The sequence below is a fragment of the Agrobacterium sp. V1 genome, assembly GCF_030518355.1.
In the GTDB taxonomy this organism is placed as follows: Bacteria; Pseudomonadota; Alphaproteobacteria; order Rhizobiales; family Rhizobiaceae; genus Agrobacterium; species Agrobacterium cucumeris.
On sequence record NZ_JAULSF010000004.1, the window covers coordinates 1 to 13,997 of the forward strand.

The window sequence follows — 13,997 nt, forward strand, 5'->3', positions numbered from 1 at the left end:
ATGCCGCTCGTCGCACAGCAGGCACGCCGGCTTCGCAGGGCTTTCGCTCCGCTTGCCCGCATACCTTCTCTGCTCGATCCGGCCTGCCCGGACCCTGAACCGCCCGGCTTGCGCCGGTTCCTTTCGACCGCACCGAAGGACAGGACGGCAAGGGGCCGCACGCTTCGGACGAACCGAAAGGAAACCATTATGGCAAAGCCCGCAACCTCTTCCCGAAATGCTGCTCGCCCCTCCGCTCGTGTCGTGCAGCTCCGCAAGGGCGCCACGATCGAAATGGTCCGCCTGACATGCCCGGATGAAGCCCAGGCGCTGCGCATCGCCGAAAGCTTCGGGACCGCCATCCTCGACAGCGACGGCATCCGCGACATGCACGAACGCCTCATCGTCGAGACGGCCACCGGCCTAAGCGACGGCCTTGGCGAACGGGCGATGCAGATCCATCTCCAGCGCATTGTCGGAGCCTATGTCGGCTCGGCCCACGGCGCCGGCCAGTTCTACAGCAAGGCCGTCACGGAGGCGCGCGACGCCACCGCCAAGAGTGCCGCTGACGCCCGCGACGAGGATCTCGACGGACCCGTCGGATATGACAGCGCCGCCCAGCGAAAGCGCGAATTCGCAGCCGACATGGGCATTCAGGCGCACGCGCTCAGGATGGCCGCTGAAGGCGCCGTCGCCGCATACGAGCAGGTCGTCGGTGAGGCGTGGAAGCCGTTCGATCGCCCGGTCGACAATCCCGGCCAGACGCTCGACCGCAAGGCCGCCGCAGCGCAGATGTCGGCCTTCGACTGAAATCGATCAATCATGGCGGGGTTCCGGCCCCGCCTTCATTCCGTCCATACGAAGCCACTTCCACATGGGGGTGGCTTTTTCCCGTGTCGATGCCACGACGAAGTGACAGGTGGGGAAAAGAACGAGGAAAGCAAATCGGGACCGAGACAGCCGCAATCGCGGCCGTCCCGTTCGTCGGTCCTGCAGGAGCCGGCGGCAGACGCAACAGCTGCGCCGTCCTTCTCTCCGTTCCGGCCGTGCCGGTGCGTCTGTCCGCCCTGCTGCTCCTGCTTTTGGCCCTCCGCGACGGGGCCGCGATTGGCGCGGCCTCATGACAAGGAGGTTTGGAAATGAACAGGAAGAAAGAAGGCGAACGCGCCGACATCTACGCGCGGATCACCGACAGTATCATCGCGGATCTGGAAAAGGACGTGCGCCCGTGGGTTCAGCCATGGAGTCCCTCCAACGCGAATGACCGGATTACCCGGCCGCTACGCCATAGTGGCGAACCCTATACGGGGATGAACACCCTGCTTTTATGGTCGGAAGGTATTGCCCGGGGTTTTGCCTCGCCGATGTGGATGACATTCAGGCAGGCGTTGCAGCTGAATGCCTCGGTGCGCAAGGGCGAGAGCGGTGCCACTGTCGTTTTCGCCAGCCGTTTCACCAAGTCAGAGACCGACGGAAATGGCAGCGAGGTCGATCGGCAAATCCCGTTTCTGAAAGCGTATACAGTCTTTAACGTGGATCAAATAGACGGTCTGCCGGAGCTCTATTACCACCGGCCTGAACCTGTCATCGATCCGGTCGAGCGGATCGCCCATGCCGACCGGTTCTTTCGCAACACCGGTGCGGTCATTCGGCATGGCGGCGACAAGGCATTCTATTCGCCGGCGACCGACCACATTCAAATGCCTGCGTTTGAAAGCTTTCGGGACGCTGCGTCCTATGTTGCTGTTTTAGCACATGAAAGCGCCCATTGGACAGCGCATCCGAACAGGGTCGGCCGCGATCTCAGCCGCTATTCGAAGGATCGAACCGAACGCGCACGCGAGGAACTCGTCGCGGAAATTTCAGCAGCACTGGTTTGCGCAGACCTGAATATTACGCCGGAGCTGGAGCCGCGTCCAGACCACACCGCCTATATTCAGACGTGGCTATCGGTCCTTTCCAATGACCGCCGCGCCATCTTCCAGGCAGCGGCGCATGCGCAGCGGGCGGTCAATTATCTGCACAGCCTTCAGCCGCAGGCGGATGCCGGCGAGAAGTGACACCGCCTGTTCTTGTAATGGTCGCTCTGGTCCCTCGGGTTGCCCGCGACCGGGAGGGCCGGGAAGACCCACCTGCCGAAAGGGGCAGCGATCATCGATAGGCATCGCGCTTCGGGCGGTTCCAGAACAACATGTATGCATCTTCGCTTCCATTGGCTCGGATCGCATTGGTCGGAGCAGGGACCAGGATGGCCGCCAGCATTGCCGTGCGCAGAGGGATCCATCGCCGGGAACTGCTGGCATGAATACCGCCCCATCAGCTCGCAGATTGCCCATGACCGTCGTGAGGAAGCAAAAAGGCAGCGCATTCGGCCGGAAGTCGGCAGGCCTCCGGATGGAGAACGAGAGAGTGCGGACAGCGGCAGGGGTGTTTATCGTTGGACGGCAAATTCCACCGATAACCGATGGCCGCATTGCGAGATCATCCGTCTGAACACGGGCGCGGCCAACGCGGCCTCGATTTGACATGTCTGATCGAAGAACGGCTGCGCCTCGATCGTTTTTCCGCAACGGCCGTCCGCAACTTTCTTCCCCTGTCGGCTGCGCCGCCATTCCGCGCGGAACAAGAAAGTCGCTCCCGTCCGCCCTCCACTTTGTTCCGGCCCGACAAGCCACCCCATTGCGCAGGCGCAATGGAGACCCCGGGGGTGCGGCCCGATCGTCTCCGATCAATTCGACAGTCATCGAGGACGCGATGGTCGCGCCCCGATCAACCCGAAAGGATCTCGAAAATGGCAGTCATCGGCGAATTCACCACCAACGGCAACACCATCCTCGGCCACGTGCGCACTTTGACGGTCTCCATGAAGGCCCGCTTGAACCCGATCGAACGCACCTCCCGCGACGCTCCTGACTTCCGGATCATGTCCGGTGCAGCGGAAGTAGGCGCGGCATGGAGCCAGGTTTCGGGCGATGGCGAACCCTACATCTCCGTCAAGCTCGACGATCCGAGCTTCCCGGCTCCGATCAACGCGGCCCTGTGGCCGACCGAGAAGGACGGCGATTACACGCTGGTCTGGAACCGCCCGAAGCGCGATGCCTGATCGAAGACGGGCCCTGCCGGAAACGGCGGGGCTCTTCCCCTGTTGAAATCAAAGAAGGAACCGGCATCGAGCCCGCTTCCTTCTTCCGGTCGCGATACGGAGAGGTGGGGTCTGCTCAGAGTGACCAATCGTGCCGTGAGGAAATGCCGGCCTCAAGGACTTCGCGGCACCTCCAATTTTCAGGAGCCGCCCTGAAAGGCGCCACCGGAAAATCGGCTCCTCCGCTCGCCGCCTCAAGCGGTCGCTGTCGCGATCCTTGACCCCGTCATTTCCTCACGCCCCGCGGCGTCATCTTTTTCAAACGTCAAGGAGATGACGATGCTGCTGGAACAACACATCGAAGAACTGCGCCGCGAGATGAACCATTGCCATCCGGACGAGCGTCGCCAGGTTGCCGCGGAGCTGGAACTGGCTCAGGCTGAACTGGCGGTCATCATGGCCGAGCAGGACGGTTCCATCGACGCCGAGCCGCCCTTCTGAGGGCGGCAATCACCCGCACTGGCAACCGCCGCTATCCGGTCCGCATGATGGCGGGACGTTTCATCCCCTTGTCGAGGACGGTCATCGACTATCGGGGATCGTGCATCCCGCGCAGTCAGGCCGCAACCTTTCGCCACCGGAATGTTCCCCGCCGCAAGCGGCTCCTCGCGGTCCAAAATTCAGGTGTTCAAAAGGTCCTCCACTCTCGTTCCGGCCAGCCGGTGCAGCCTGCCTTTCCGGTCTGCATCCTCTCCCCGCGATAACCGCAATCGACAAGGAGAAACCGTATGAAACGCCTCGCTCAATTCCTCAGCGCCACCGGCCGCCGGCTCCGCATCCTCAGTAAGGTGATCTGTCACTTCTTCCGGGGTGGCAAGTTCGCCCTGAAGTTCGCAATCAAGATCCCGTTCTTCGTCGAGATCGAGATCAGTTTCGAGCGTGACGGTAAGCGGCGCCAATGACGCTCGGCAGGGAGCCGCTCCGGCGGCTCTTCGTGGCTATTCCGCCCACCCTGGCGCGGATCACTTGTTCAGTGCATCCTTCAGGGCTTTCGCAGGCTGGAAGGTCAGCTTCTTCGCAGCGGCCACGTTGATGGTGGCGCCTGTCGCCGGATTGCGAGCCTCGCGCTCCGGTGTGTCCTTGATTTTGAACTTGCCGAAGCCGGGGATCGACGTTTCCGCGCCAGAGGTGGCTGCCGCCGCGATCGATGCGAACACGGCCTCGACAATCTTCTTGGCTTGCGCCTTGGTCAGGCTCTGTTCGGATGCGATCTTGTCGGCGATTTCATTGGTGGTGGTCATGATGGTTTCCTCGTTAAAGACGGAAAACCTTCTCAGCCGATCTGGATATTGTCATGGGGCGATGTCCGCAGAATGGCGCTGCTGTTGGGGTTTCCACAGCTTCTTGCTGGTCTGTAGCCCCTTTTTCGCTTCTGCAGCACCAGTTCGAGAAAGCGCGAGACAGCATCCTTCTCCGCACTGAAGACCTCGGTCATCTCCCCGCCCGCCTTGCCGATACGTCCCCATGCCCGCACCACGGCTGTTTCCCCGAAGAGAGTGGGCTGGATCGCAAGCATGTAGTAGCGCGCCATGTTTCTCTTGGCGTCGATCTTCTGGCAATAGAACTGGTAGTGGTAATTACCCATGCCGCATCGTCGCCGATGTTCATAATATGGTCCAACGACACTTATGAATCGAAGGGCAGCTTCCGATTCATTTCTGTGATGGGTATCAGTGACTGGCCGAGAGATGTGCGGGCGAGACAGCTTCGCCGCACGGCTCTATGCGCAAGCGCACCGGACCCGCTGATCGCAGTTTCGTTCCAGTCGGATGACGATCCTCTCGCTGGTGTTGGGGAAAGGAGACATCTTATAACACAGCGCAAGATCAAGTACATCGACGGTGGCAGCCCGGAATACCCGTGATCACGTACTGACCGTCGCGCTGGCAGCAGGAGCATCGTTCCCCTCTTCCCGTCGCCTGCGCTTGCCGGTCGTCGAGCGAATCCGGTTGAGCAGGGGCGGCAGGAACGGCACATCTTCCCAGACGACATCGCCTTCGAAAAGCGTTTCCGTGTTGCGGTTACGCCATCTGACCTCTTCCCTGGTCACGAATGGCGGGGCGATCTCAGCGAGGGTCGCCAACGGCACAAACGCAGCCGTACAGATCAAAGCAACGATCCTCAGCAACAAATCCGCATGCTGCGGGAATACGTCGAGGCTGATGATCGCTTCGACAAGGATGATAGGCGTGATGGCCATGAACGCGGCCCAGATGATCAGCGGTCCCCTCAGGGAATACCAGTCTTTTTTCCAATGCATTCTTTGTTGCCCCTTTCGAACTTGTGAACGGCGGGGAGTGTCGAAGTGATCCCCACGCCACGTTACGTCAACTATTCTTTCAGATGAAACCTGTTCTGTCCGACACAGGCCTTCATGTCGTCACGCCGGAACCAGATGGCGCGCCCGCATCTGAGCGGCGGATTGCCTGCCGTGAAGACGATCTGTTCGTCACCGCGCATGCGCAGGACCTCGTGCGGCATGATCAGCGGCCGACGGCTGAGTTGCTTCGATCGTGAGCGCGATGATCCCTTCATTCCCGTGGAGCGGTTTGTCTGGTCAACCTCGACCGTGGTGTCGCCGCAGCGCTTCGAGATGTAGTCCGCCGTATCCGGGTCATTGATCGCCGCGAACGATATCCATGATGCGGACTCGAACCATTTGCTTGTCGCGTCACGGCCGCCATAGGCTTCGCGCGTCTGGCCGATCGACTGGAAGATCATGGTGAGCGTGATGCCGTATTTCCGGCCGGCGTCGCGGGCGGTCTCAAGGATGCGCAGATAACCGAGGCGGGCGACCTCATCGAGCAGGAAGAGCGTGCGTCCCTTGACCTTGCCATTGCGATTGTAGATCGCGTTCAGCAGCGAGCCGATGACGACGCGCGCCAGACCCGGATGCGCTTCCAGTACCTTGAGATCGAGCGCTATAAACACGTCCGCGTCGCCTTCCGCGAGATCGTCGGTCGAGAAACTGTCGCCCGACACGAGCGCCGCATAGTTCGGATAGGACAGCCAGTGCGTTTCCTTCACCGCATTGGCGTAGACGCCGGAAAAGGTCTCCGGCGTCATGTTGACGAAGACGGCAACATTCTCTTTCACGAAGTCGGACTCGGACTGTTCATAGATCCGCGTCAGCCGCTCGCGCAGCTTCGGCTCCGGTTCGGAGAGATTGGCTCGAACGCGGCGCAAGGTCTGGTCTTTCTCGTCCGTGTGCCCGGACAGGCAGACGTCGGCGATCAACGCCGTCAGGAGCTGCATGGCCGATGCCCGGAAGAAGTCGTCGCGGGCCGACGCGGTGCGCGCATTGTCGGTCATGATCCACGTCGCCACCGCGACGATGTCCTCTTCCTTCGTGTTGCCGTGGCGGCCGATCCAGTCGAGCGCGTTGAAGCCGATCGCGGGCGTGGCGGGATCGAGCACGATCACGTTTCGGCCGGCCTTGCGCCGATGATCGATGACCATCGGCGCGACCTCGCTCGACGGATCGAGCACCACCATCCCGCCGCCCCATTTGAGCGCCGTCGGGACCGTCACGGATGTGGTCTTGAAACCGCCGGAACCGGCAAAGACGATACCGTGCGACGAACCGAACGAGCCGTCGAAACACAACAATGGAGACCTGCCGCCGGCGCCCCAGCTCTTCGTCTCACCGGCGCGAAAAGACAGGCCCGCCACGCCGTCCTTGTCGACGCGATACCGTTCGCCGATCACGATGCCGCCGGTATGGGGAAACAGCTTGGCAGCGTCGGCCATCTTCATCCAGTCGGCCTCGCCGTGCACGGCCCGCTTCCCCGCGATCCGCCGTGGCGCTGATTTCGCGAAGGCGGCATTTCCCCTGATCGCGACTCGCAGTGCGAAGATGCCGGCAAGGACGGCGGCGCATGCGCCAAGCATCGCCGACGGGTCCGTGTAGGCGAACACCGACTGGCTGTGAGGCACCCGGTCGGCAAGAGCATACAGCCGCCACCCTTCGCGTGCGATCGCTGCGATGCAGGCGACTGAAGCACCAGCCAATACGCTTAGACCGGCAGCCTTGATGTTTGCCGCGCCCGCCGTCGCGAACAGGAAGATAACGCCGATCGCCGCCGCCGCGGTGTAGGGCAGGGCGAGGCCGACCCGTCCGAGCAACAGCTTCGCCTGAGGCGACGTTCCAAAACCCGAGAGCCAGTTCTCGATGCCTGATATCGCCAACATGGTGGCGATCATGAATGCCGCGGGCAGGATTGTGAGGAGGAGCCTATTCATTGTCGCGACCGAACGCCTCCACGCCGATTGCGGTCAGGCGCGAGCGCTCCGTTTCGTCACCACGGAGACGTCCGGCGGCATCGATCAACAGGCCGAGCAGCAGCGCCCTTTTTTCATAGCGCAGGCCGGCCTTCACGATCAGGCCGCCAAGTTCGATCTTCTCGCGCGTGTCTTTCTTGCGGGCATCGGTCGATGTGGTTCGCCGCATCCGCTCAAGCCTCGCCAGCGCCGCCCGCATCCGCGCCAGGCGCGAGCGCCGCGGATGTCTCGCCGCCGGTCCTGCCGTCACCGGCATTCTTCTTTCCGGTCGTCTGCCCCTTGCCTCCGCGAAACCGCCCGGCGATGTCCTCGAACGCCGCCTGAAGTGCGGCTTCCTCGATCTCGATTTCGCCGAGACCGGCCTTGAGCGCGATCCGGCCGATGCGCTCGGCCTCGCGCGTCTCGGCTGCTTTGAGCTGATCCTGGAGCCTGGCGATTTCTTCCCTGATCTTCGACGACGGTTTCTTCATTCCGGTGGCACTCCTTTGTGGTTTTGGCGCTGCAGGTGCGACGCCAAAACTCCTCCGGATGCATGCTCAAGGAAATGTGCAGATTTGCACGTCGGCAAAGCCGACACTTTGGAGGATCATCCCGGCCGTTCCGAAGGAGCGGTTCCAAGGGCGCAATTATACGTCGCTGATGCGACGCCTTGCGTAGAGGCCCTGGCAAGGGGCCGGGTTGGCCTGCCGCTCCCGACGAACGAGGTTCGAACCAGGAGCTTTTGTCGCCGTGGCCATCGCCCATTTCTCAGCCAGCATCGTCAGCCGCGGCGACGGCCGCAGTACGGTGCTGTCCGCGGCCTACCGGCACTGCGCGAGGATGGAATATGAGCGCGAGGCCCGCACCATCGACTAGGTGAGGACGCCGTCGCGCTGCAGCAGGGCGTAATCGTCGACCCGCATGCCATTGGCATACATGTACTGGCCGATCACATAGGGCTTGCGGATAAACTCGCGCACCCGCTCGAAATGCCCCGTCATCCAGAGGATGGCGAAGAATGGCACGACCAGTGCCACCTTCGGCAGCCGGTTGGGCCGCGAGATCGCGAATTGCACGACGAGCAGGATGGTGACGACGGTGATGACGGCGATCTGGAGGAACTTGGTCTGCCAGTCGACGAATTCCAGTGTCGCCAACGAAACGCCGAGATTGTCCTTCATCGCGTCGGGAACGGAGGTGTAGTACCACCAGCCGGCGACGGGCACGAACGGGGCAAAGGCCAGCGTCCATAAACCCACGGCCCGCAGCGCATCGTGTCGGAAGCCATCTTGTCTCTTCGTGAAGAAGAGGATCAGGAACACCGCGATGATGCCGGCCATGGCGGCGGCAAGCGGCGTGCGGAACGCGAGTTGGGGGACGTAGAGCGGGTTCATTACGCCCGTCCAGAAGCTGCGGTCCGTCATCCAGTTACCTGGATCCATCATGAAGCCGAGGATCGCGACGATGATCGCCATTGTCACCCAGGAGGCGAACGCTAACGCAAAGCCGAGCCGGATGTGCCGCTTCTTCGCTTCCGGGCCTTGGCTGCTCCACTTCTTCCAGGTCAGAGTGTAGGCGAGGATCAGGCAGACCTCGGTGACGAACACCAGCCATTCGGTGAACCAGGCCCAGAAAAAGACGCGGATCAGGCTGGCGATAGAATAGGGATTAACCAGCGAGACCGAGAACCAGATGCCGACGCCGGTAAGCGCGCCGACCGTCGTGGTGATCAGGAAGCAGAAAAACAGAATTTTATAGGCGAGCCTGTCCCAGCGCGGATCTTGTTTCTTGTGTCCGTACCACTCCATGGCGGCGACGAGCGGCATCATGCCGACGGCTAGGCCGTGATTGATCAGCACATGCAGGATGGCGATCGTGGCGATCAGCCAGCGATTGCCGAAGAAATCTAGATGAAAGACCGGAAAATCCATCAGGCGGTCTCCACCGTTTTGGCTGAGGTCCCGACAAGGTCGGCGCCGGCAATGGCGAGCATGGCCACCTCGGTCCCGAACAGGGTCAAGCCAAGAACATAACCAAGGCTCAGTGGTTCGCTGCTGGTGACGAGGTAGAGGCCGACTACAGCGAGACCGAGGGCAAGAATGCCGGGTATCCAGATCAGCGCGATCTGGTACAAATTGGCGCCAGCCCAGGACCGAACGGTCAAGCTGATCGCGCGAACGAGGAAATAGGCACCTGCGATCGCGACGGCACAGCCGCCCACCACCTTGAACAGACCGGCACTACCGGCCATCGCGAGCACTCCAGTCAACATCAGAATATTGATGACTGTAGTTCGATGATTCTTGGCGCTAAGCCAACGTGATATAGCATTCATTTTACCTCACCAGCCGAACAGTGGAATTTTCCACTTTTGATAGTCGGCATGGTGCCCGATAGGGGATTGGACAATCGGTCCAAGGCCACGACGGCCTTCAGGTAGCTATGACGATGTCGGGCACTCAAATCCTTGATACTCGCTGGCGCAATCGGCTCGACGGCCGCTTTCGCACACGCCACGCTGGCGAACCAGCAGGCGCCGGTCTCGTTGAGCTATAGGGCCGTCTTCCGCGTCGGCCATAATTGCGATGGCAAGCCGACGATCAAGGTGCGGGTACAGCTCCCCGAAAGCGCATCTCCGTGAAACCGCAGCCGAAGGCCAGTTGGATGCTGGAGAAGGTCAATTGCAGCGACACAAGCGCGAGAATTACCACGGCCAGCTGACTTCGCAGAGACGAGATGGCACGGCTGCGTCGGCGGTTGTCCTTCGGCGTCAAACGGCCATAGAAACGCCAAGGTCAGGACGAAGTTGAAGGTACCATTGGCCGAACAGCCGCCTCGGATTTGGCCGAGACGACTTCCTTTGTAGCCTCATCTCCAAAGTCAGGCGGAGACGTCGTCCAGCCATTTTTCGACGCTGCGTGGTGATAGACCGAGAAGCCGCTGTGCGCTCGTTTCTTCAACGATCACATTTTTATCGAGCTTTGAGAGGGCTTGATAGAAGGCCGCAACATTGGCGGCGGCTGGGCCAAACATTGGTTCCAGCAATTTGCGGAATTCTTCCGGCGACTGTGCTTCGAATTGAACTGGCCGGTTGAACCGCGCCGAGAACCCATCAGCCAGTGCCGCACCGTTCATTCCGGGCAGGTGTCCGACACCGACGATACCGGTGACCGTATGGTCCGCCAGTAGTCTTTCGACAACTTCCGCGATGTCCAGATGGGAGCTCCAGGATACCGGGAGGTCCGCGCGGATCGGATATAACAGAACACCGTCTTGTTTTACCCTGCCCACCACCATGGGCAACAGCAGATTTTCCAAGTATAGGCGAGGGGCCACGACGGCGTAGGATATCTTGCTGTCGCTGATGCCGCGCACAAGCATTCCCATGGCACTGTCTTCGGACACCTGAACTGATGATCCGGGCTGATCAATGACGGCGCCGCTGGTCGAAAGCACCACACGCTTGGGTTTTGCTATCTTGATCGCTTCCAAGAAGTTGAGGGCATATTCCACCCGTACAGGCTCCGGGGTCTGCGGTAGATGAAAGAAGACCCCGTCCGAGCCATTGTAGGCGGATATCAGGGAATCCAGGGAACTGTTGTCGACAGCGATACATGGTTTCCCATCGGACTTGGCCGGATCGCGAACCGCTGCGAGTACAGCTTCCCCTTTGGATAGCAGGAGATCAAAAAGCGGGCCGCCTTGTGCCCCCGTCGCGCCGTGAATGATGAAAGACATAAACTGCTCCATTTCCGTTGAAGGTCGGAACCCATTGGTGCATGATGTGCATCAGTTACGTCAAATGCACTAATGGAAGAAAATTCAGTGACCGTAAAAAAACTGCCGTGCTGCGGGGTCGAGCGATTTCTGCTTCTTCTCGACGGCCCCTGGGCTACATTGATCGTCCGTGAGCTGCTGGGCGGGCCGCGTCGCTTTACCGAATTGCGCGGCAGGCTGCCTGGGATCAGCGCACACACACTGACCTATCGCCTCAGGCGTTTTGAAGAGCACGGTTTGGTGACGCGCATGGCATACGCCGAAACGCCTCCGCGTGTAGTCTACGAACTGACCGAACTTGGACTGTCTTTGCACGACATTTTATATGCCATGAAAGACTGGGGTGATGCGCTTCCAGATGAGATCCTCAAGCACAGCACTATCTCATCCGTCGACCAACAGCGCGGAGAGCTTGGTCGTTGACTTGACGAAACGAAGCTTCCCCTGGGGCGGGTCAACCGGCAAAGGAGCACAATCTTCATATGAAAGGCTAATCCCTTGGCATTCCTGCAGCCACCGAAGGCTTCGTGCCTCCGCGAAAGTCACAGCTATGCCCGGAATCGCTGGCGATATGCTCCCGACGTCAAGTCGACAATTGGTGACGAGCGCATCGCGATAGTGGAAGGGATACGTTCTGGCAGTATAGACGCGATCAAGAGGATCGGGCAACGCCGCCGACGGTCGTTCGGCCATCGCCGCCCCGCAGCAGGTGCTCGCCGCCGGTCGCGTCGCAAGGACTTCGCGGGAGCTGGCCGGGGCTGCCAATGGGTGCGCAGAACGAGCAGCGCCAGCAGATTCTCCGGCAGGCGGAACAGGAGCGCCAGTGCAGCAATGATCGCGATGGCGCGGAGCGGTAAGCTAGGTCCTATTCTTCCATCAGGCTATCGAAGACGGGCGCCATAGCGATCCATAGTTGTCGCTGGTTAGCGACCGCGCCGATTCGGCTCAATCCACCAGCGCATCTAGGCCTCCCTGCCTTCGCCAGGAGAAGGTAAACGTGAACCTATTTTCGGCGTCAGGACGCTCTTCTTGATTTCCCCAAACACGAAATTCGTCTCCCAGGATCCGATACCCGGCAGCTCTGAGAGTTTGTTGCGCACGAATTCCTCATAACTATCCAATGAGGCGGTGAACACCTGAAGTAGATAATCCTGCCGTCCCGACATGAGATAACAGGCGGTGATTTCGGATGTTCGGCGAATACCCAGCTCGAATTCTGCCATGGCGTTTTTGCTCTGCGCCGCGAGCCGGACAAGAATGAAGGCGATGATCGGCATTCCGAGAGCCCTATGGCTGAGCCGCGCACCATAACCTTCGATCACACCGGCTTCTTCCAAAAGCCGGACGCGCCTGTGGCACGGGGAGGGTGACAGATTCACGCGTTCGCTTAACTCTTGATTGGTAAGCCGGCCGTCTTTTTGCAGCTCGATGAGTATCTTGAAATCAATCTCGTCCATTTCGTCGTTCCTTAGTGGAATCTGCCACTGATTCGCAGCATCAGCTAGAACATTAGTAAGAATTGTAGCAGCTTGTAGATTAAACTGCTTTCAACGCAACGATGTCCAGCGCAATCCACTCACGTTTCCTGGTTAGTCTCCAATGCACCACGATTTCGACCGCCTGATTTCCCGTCTCGATAGCAATGCGTCCGCAGTGGAAGGATATGAGAAATATCTCTTCCCGCAGGGTACCGTGCCGGTCGTGCTCGATCGGCCGAAAGAGGAGATCATCCAGATGTGGGTGGCCGATATGCAGTTCGCTGCCCCGCAAGCCGCACTGGATGCCATGTCGGATCGGTTGAAGCATCCGATCTTCGGCTATACGATGAACTACGATGACCACCTTTATGATGTCTTCCACGCCTGGTGTCAGCGCCGGCACGGTTGGAGCTTCCCGCGCGAGCAGCTGGTCCTGTCGCTCGGTGTCATTCCTGCACTGTTCGGCCTCGTCAACTATCTCTGCGGACCGCATGACAAGGTGCTGACTCTCAGCCCGTCCTACGGTTATTTCAAGCACGCTACGGTGAAGAGCGGCCGAACATTGGTCACATCGCCACTCATCAACAATGACGGCTACTACGAAGTCGATTTCAAAGATTTCGAAGAAAAGGCGGCGGACGGCTCGGTCAAGGTCTTCTTCCTATGTCACCCACACAATCCCACCGGGCGGCTGTGGAGCGAAGCCGAGTTGCGGCGCCTCGCGGAAGTCTGCTTCAAACACGGCGTGAAGATCATTTCCGACGAAATCCATTGCGACCTGCTTCGCAGCGGGCTCAAACACACGCCACTCGCCAAGCTTTTCCCGGAAAGCCGCGATGTCGTCACATGCATGGCGGTGAGTAAGACCTTCAATCTCGCCGGCATGATGATTGCCACAATCGTCATCCCCGATGAGGCGCTAAGAGCGGTTTGGAACGAACTGCACTATCCGTTCATCAATCCGATCAGCCTTGCGGCTGCCATCGGTTCCTATCGCGGGGGCGAAGCTTGGTTGGACGACCTACGGGTCTACCTGGATGGGAACTTTGCGCTCGCAGATGAGTTTGTGCGGACGCATCTCCCGGATGCAAGGTTGCGTATTCCCGAGGCGACCTATCTTGCCTGGATCGACATGCGCGCCTATTTCTCAGGTTCGATCGACCTGACGCGCTTCTTCCTCGAACGGGCCGGTGTTGTCATCGAGGGTGGCGAAATGTTCGTAGACAGCGGCGAGGGCCATATCCGGCTGAACCTTGCTTGCCCCCGTTCCGTCTTGCAGGAAGGACTCGACCGGATTCGAAACGCAATTTCAGCTAATCGATAGTTCGGGGTCGGTTTGGTAGCGCGCTAACCGGGAAAAT

The 13,997-nt window shown here is 60.1% G+C and carries 19 protein-coding genes; 9 read left to right on the forward strand and 10 right to left on the reverse strand.

The window, feature by feature from the left end:
* Positions 1–189: 189 nt before the first annotated feature.
* From QSV77_RS24995 to QSV77_RS25015, 5 genes are all read left to right on the forward strand, one after another.
* Entirely contained in the window at positions 190–789 is a 600-nt protein-coding gene (locus tag QSV77_RS24995; RefSeq protein WP_080821266.1) for a hypothetical protein, read from the forward strand.
* A 329-nt stretch (positions 790–1,118) separates the two neighbouring features.
* Positions 1,119–2,039, forward strand: a complete 921-nt coding sequence (locus tag QSV77_RS25000; protein WP_302735549.1) for an ArdC family protein — start codon at positions 1,119–1,121, stop codon at positions 2,037–2,039.
* 731 nt (positions 2,040–2,770) lie between these two features.
* On the forward strand, positions 2,771–3,082 hold the full coding sequence (locus tag QSV77_RS25005) for a DUF736 domain-containing protein (RefSeq protein ID WP_080821139.1): 312 nt from the start codon (positions 2,771–2,773) through the stop codon (positions 3,080–3,082).
* 318 nt (positions 3,083–3,400) lie between these two features.
* Positions 3,401–3,562, forward strand: a complete 162-nt coding sequence (locus tag QSV77_RS25010; RefSeq protein ID WP_162856861.1) for a hypothetical protein — start codon at positions 3,401–3,403, stop codon at positions 3,560–3,562.
* 287 nt (positions 3,563–3,849) lie between these two features.
* Positions 3,850–4,023: a hypothetical protein gene (locus tag QSV77_RS25015; RefSeq protein ID WP_162856863.1), complete on the forward strand. Its 174-nt coding sequence runs from the start codon at positions 3,850–3,852 to the stop codon at positions 4,021–4,023.
* 60 nt (positions 4,024–4,083) lie between these two features.
* On the opposite strand, the gene QSV77_RS25020 is transcribed toward QSV77_RS25015, so the two are convergent.
* From QSV77_RS25020 to traC, 6 genes are all read right to left on the reverse strand, one after another.
* Positions 4,084–4,362: an HU family DNA-binding protein gene (locus QSV77_RS25020; protein ID WP_080821140.1), complete on the reverse strand. Its 279-nt coding sequence runs from the start codon at positions 4,360–4,362 to the stop codon at positions 4,084–4,086.
* 32 nt (positions 4,363–4,394) lie between these two features.
* Positions 4,395–4,706, reverse strand: coding sequence for a WGR domain-containing protein (locus QSV77_RS25025; protein ID WP_142845905.1), 312 nt, complete (start codon positions 4,704–4,706; stop codon positions 4,395–4,397).
* Between the two features lie 279 nt (positions 4,707–4,985).
* Positions 4,986–5,381 (reverse strand): hypothetical protein, encoded by a 396-nt coding sequence (locus tag QSV77_RS25030; protein WP_080821143.1) that lies wholly within the window; start codon positions 5,379–5,381, stop codon positions 4,986–4,988.
* Between the two features lie 71 nt (positions 5,382–5,452).
* The gene (gene traG, locus QSV77_RS25035; RefSeq protein WP_142845906.1) at positions 5,453–7,363 is read right to left on the reverse strand and encodes a Ti-type conjugative transfer system protein TraG; all 1,911 of its coding nucleotides are present in this window, start codon (positions 7,361–7,363) and stop codon (positions 5,453–5,455) included.
* Complete coding sequence (gene traD / locus QSV77_RS25040; RefSeq protein WP_161987970.1) at positions 7,356–7,571, reverse strand: type IV conjugative transfer system coupling protein TraD; 216 nt, start codon at positions 7,569–7,571, stop codon at positions 7,356–7,358. The genes traG and traD overlap by 8 nt, the downstream gene beginning before the upstream one ends.
* A 4-nt stretch (positions 7,572–7,575) precedes the next feature.
* A complete protein-coding gene (gene traC / locus QSV77_RS25045; protein ID WP_142845908.1) occupies positions 7,576–7,872 on the reverse strand; it encodes a conjugal transfer protein TraC in 297 nt (98 codons plus the stop codon).
* Positions 7,873–8,131: 259 nt separating this feature from the next.
* On the opposite strand from traC, the gene QSV77_RS25050 reads away from it, so the two are divergent.
* Positions 8,132–8,257, forward strand: a complete 126-nt coding sequence (locus QSV77_RS25050) for a hypothetical protein (protein ID WP_302735550.1) — start codon at positions 8,132–8,134, stop codon at positions 8,255–8,257.
* Here QSV77_RS25050 and QSV77_RS25055 read toward each other — a convergent pair.
* A complete protein-coding gene (locus tag QSV77_RS25055) occupies positions 8,254–9,312 on the reverse strand; it encodes a hypothetical protein (protein WP_302735551.1) in 1,059 nt (352 codons plus the stop codon). The genes QSV77_RS25050 and QSV77_RS25055 overlap by 4 nt on opposite strands.
* A complete protein-coding gene (locus QSV77_RS25060) occupies positions 9,312–9,632 on the reverse strand; it encodes a hypothetical protein (RefSeq protein ID WP_142845918.1) in 321 nt (106 codons plus the stop codon). The genes QSV77_RS25055 and QSV77_RS25060 overlap by 1 nt, the downstream gene beginning before the upstream one ends.
* Positions 9,633–9,848: 216 nt before the next feature.
* On the opposite strand from QSV77_RS25060, the gene QSV77_RS25065 reads away from it, so the two are divergent.
* Entirely contained in the window at positions 9,849–10,022 is a 174-nt protein-coding gene (locus QSV77_RS25065) for a DUF1775 domain-containing protein (RefSeq protein ID WP_223565076.1), read from the forward strand.
* 239 nt (positions 10,023–10,261) lie between these two features.
* Here the strand turns inward: QSV77_RS25065 and QSV77_RS25070 are convergent, their stop codons facing one another.
* Entirely contained in the window at positions 10,262–11,119 is an 858-nt protein-coding gene (locus tag QSV77_RS25070; protein WP_142845919.1) for an SDR family oxidoreductase, read from the reverse strand.
* Between the two features lie 87 nt (positions 11,120–11,206).
* On the opposite strand from QSV77_RS25070, the gene QSV77_RS25075 reads away from it, so the two are divergent.
* Positions 11,207–11,581, forward strand: a complete 375-nt coding sequence (locus QSV77_RS25075; RefSeq protein WP_112402597.1) for a helix-turn-helix domain-containing protein — start codon at positions 11,207–11,209, stop codon at positions 11,579–11,581.
* A gap of 539 nt (positions 11,582–12,120) precedes the next feature.
* On the opposite strand, the gene QSV77_RS25080 is transcribed toward QSV77_RS25075, so the two are convergent.
* On the reverse strand, positions 12,121–12,615 hold the full coding sequence (locus QSV77_RS25080) for an Lrp/AsnC family transcriptional regulator (RefSeq protein ID WP_112402596.1): 495 nt from the start codon (positions 12,613–12,615) through the stop codon (positions 12,121–12,123).
* A gap of 142 nt (positions 12,616–12,757) precedes the next feature.
* On the opposite strand from QSV77_RS25080, the gene QSV77_RS25085 reads away from it, so the two are divergent.
* Positions 12,758–13,960 (forward strand): MalY/PatB family protein, encoded by a 1,203-nt coding sequence (locus QSV77_RS25085; RefSeq protein ID WP_112402595.1) that lies wholly within the window; start codon positions 12,758–12,760, stop codon positions 13,958–13,960.
* Positions 13,961–13,997: the final 37 nt, after the last annotated feature.

Excerpts from the sequence above, each read along its gene's own strand:
- QSV77_RS25010 (WP_162856861.1), top strand. The coding sequence starts at position 3,401 with ATGCTGCTGGAACAACACATCGAAGAACTGCGCCGCGAGATGAACCAT.
- QSV77_RS25015 (WP_162856863.1), top strand. The coding sequence starts at position 3,850 with ATGAAACGCCTCGCTCAATTCCTCAGCGCCACCGGCCGCCGGCTCCGC.
- QSV77_RS25085 (WP_112402595.1), top strand. The coding sequence starts at position 12,758 with ATGCACCACGATTTCGACCGCCTGATTTCCCGTCTCGATAGCAATGCG.
- QSV77_RS25070 (WP_142845919.1), bottom strand. The coding sequence starts at position 11,119 with ATGTCTTTCATCATTCACGGCGCGACGGGGGCACAAGGCGGCCCGCTT.
- QSV77_RS24995 (WP_080821266.1), top strand. The coding sequence starts at position 190 with ATGGCAAAGCCCGCAACCTCTTCCCGAAATGCTGCTCGCCCCTCCGCT.
- QSV77_RS25060 (WP_142845918.1), bottom strand. The coding sequence starts at position 9,632 with ATGGCCGGTAGTGCCGGTCTGTTCAAGGTGGTGGGCGGCTGTGCCGTC.
- traC (WP_142845908.1), bottom strand. The coding sequence starts at position 7,872 with ATGAAGAAACCGTCGTCGAAGATCAGGGAAGAAATCGCCAGGCTCCAG.
- QSV77_RS25000 (WP_302735549.1), top strand. The coding sequence starts at position 1,119 with ATGAACAGGAAGAAAGAAGGCGAACGCGCCGACATCTACGCGCGGATC.
- traD (WP_161987970.1), bottom strand. The coding sequence starts at position 7,571 with ATGCGGCGAACCACATCGACCGATGCCCGCAAGAAAGACACGCGCGAG.
- traG (WP_142845906.1), bottom strand. The coding sequence starts at position 7,363 with ATGAATAGGCTCCTCCTCACAATCCTGCCCGCGGCATTCATGATCGCC.
- QSV77_RS25055 (WP_302735551.1), bottom strand. The coding sequence starts at position 9,312 with ATGGATTTTCCGGTCTTTCATCTAGATTTCTTCGGCAATCGCTGGCTG.
- QSV77_RS25030 (WP_080821143.1), bottom strand. The coding sequence starts at position 5,381 with ATGCATTGGAAAAAAGACTGGTATTCCCTGAGGGGACCGCTGATCATC.
- QSV77_RS25005 (WP_080821139.1), top strand. The coding sequence starts at position 2,771 with ATGGCAGTCATCGGCGAATTCACCACCAACGGCAACACCATCCTCGGC.
- QSV77_RS25080 (WP_112402596.1), bottom strand. The coding sequence starts at position 12,615 with ATGGACGAGATTGATTTCAAGATACTCATCGAGCTGCAAAAAGACGGC.
- QSV77_RS25020 (WP_080821140.1), bottom strand. The coding sequence starts at position 4,362 with ATGACCACCACCAATGAAATCGCCGACAAGATCGCATCCGAACAGAGC.
- QSV77_RS25025 (WP_142845905.1), bottom strand. The coding sequence starts at position 4,706 with ATGGGTAATTACCACTACCAGTTCTATTGCCAGAAGATCGACGCCAAG.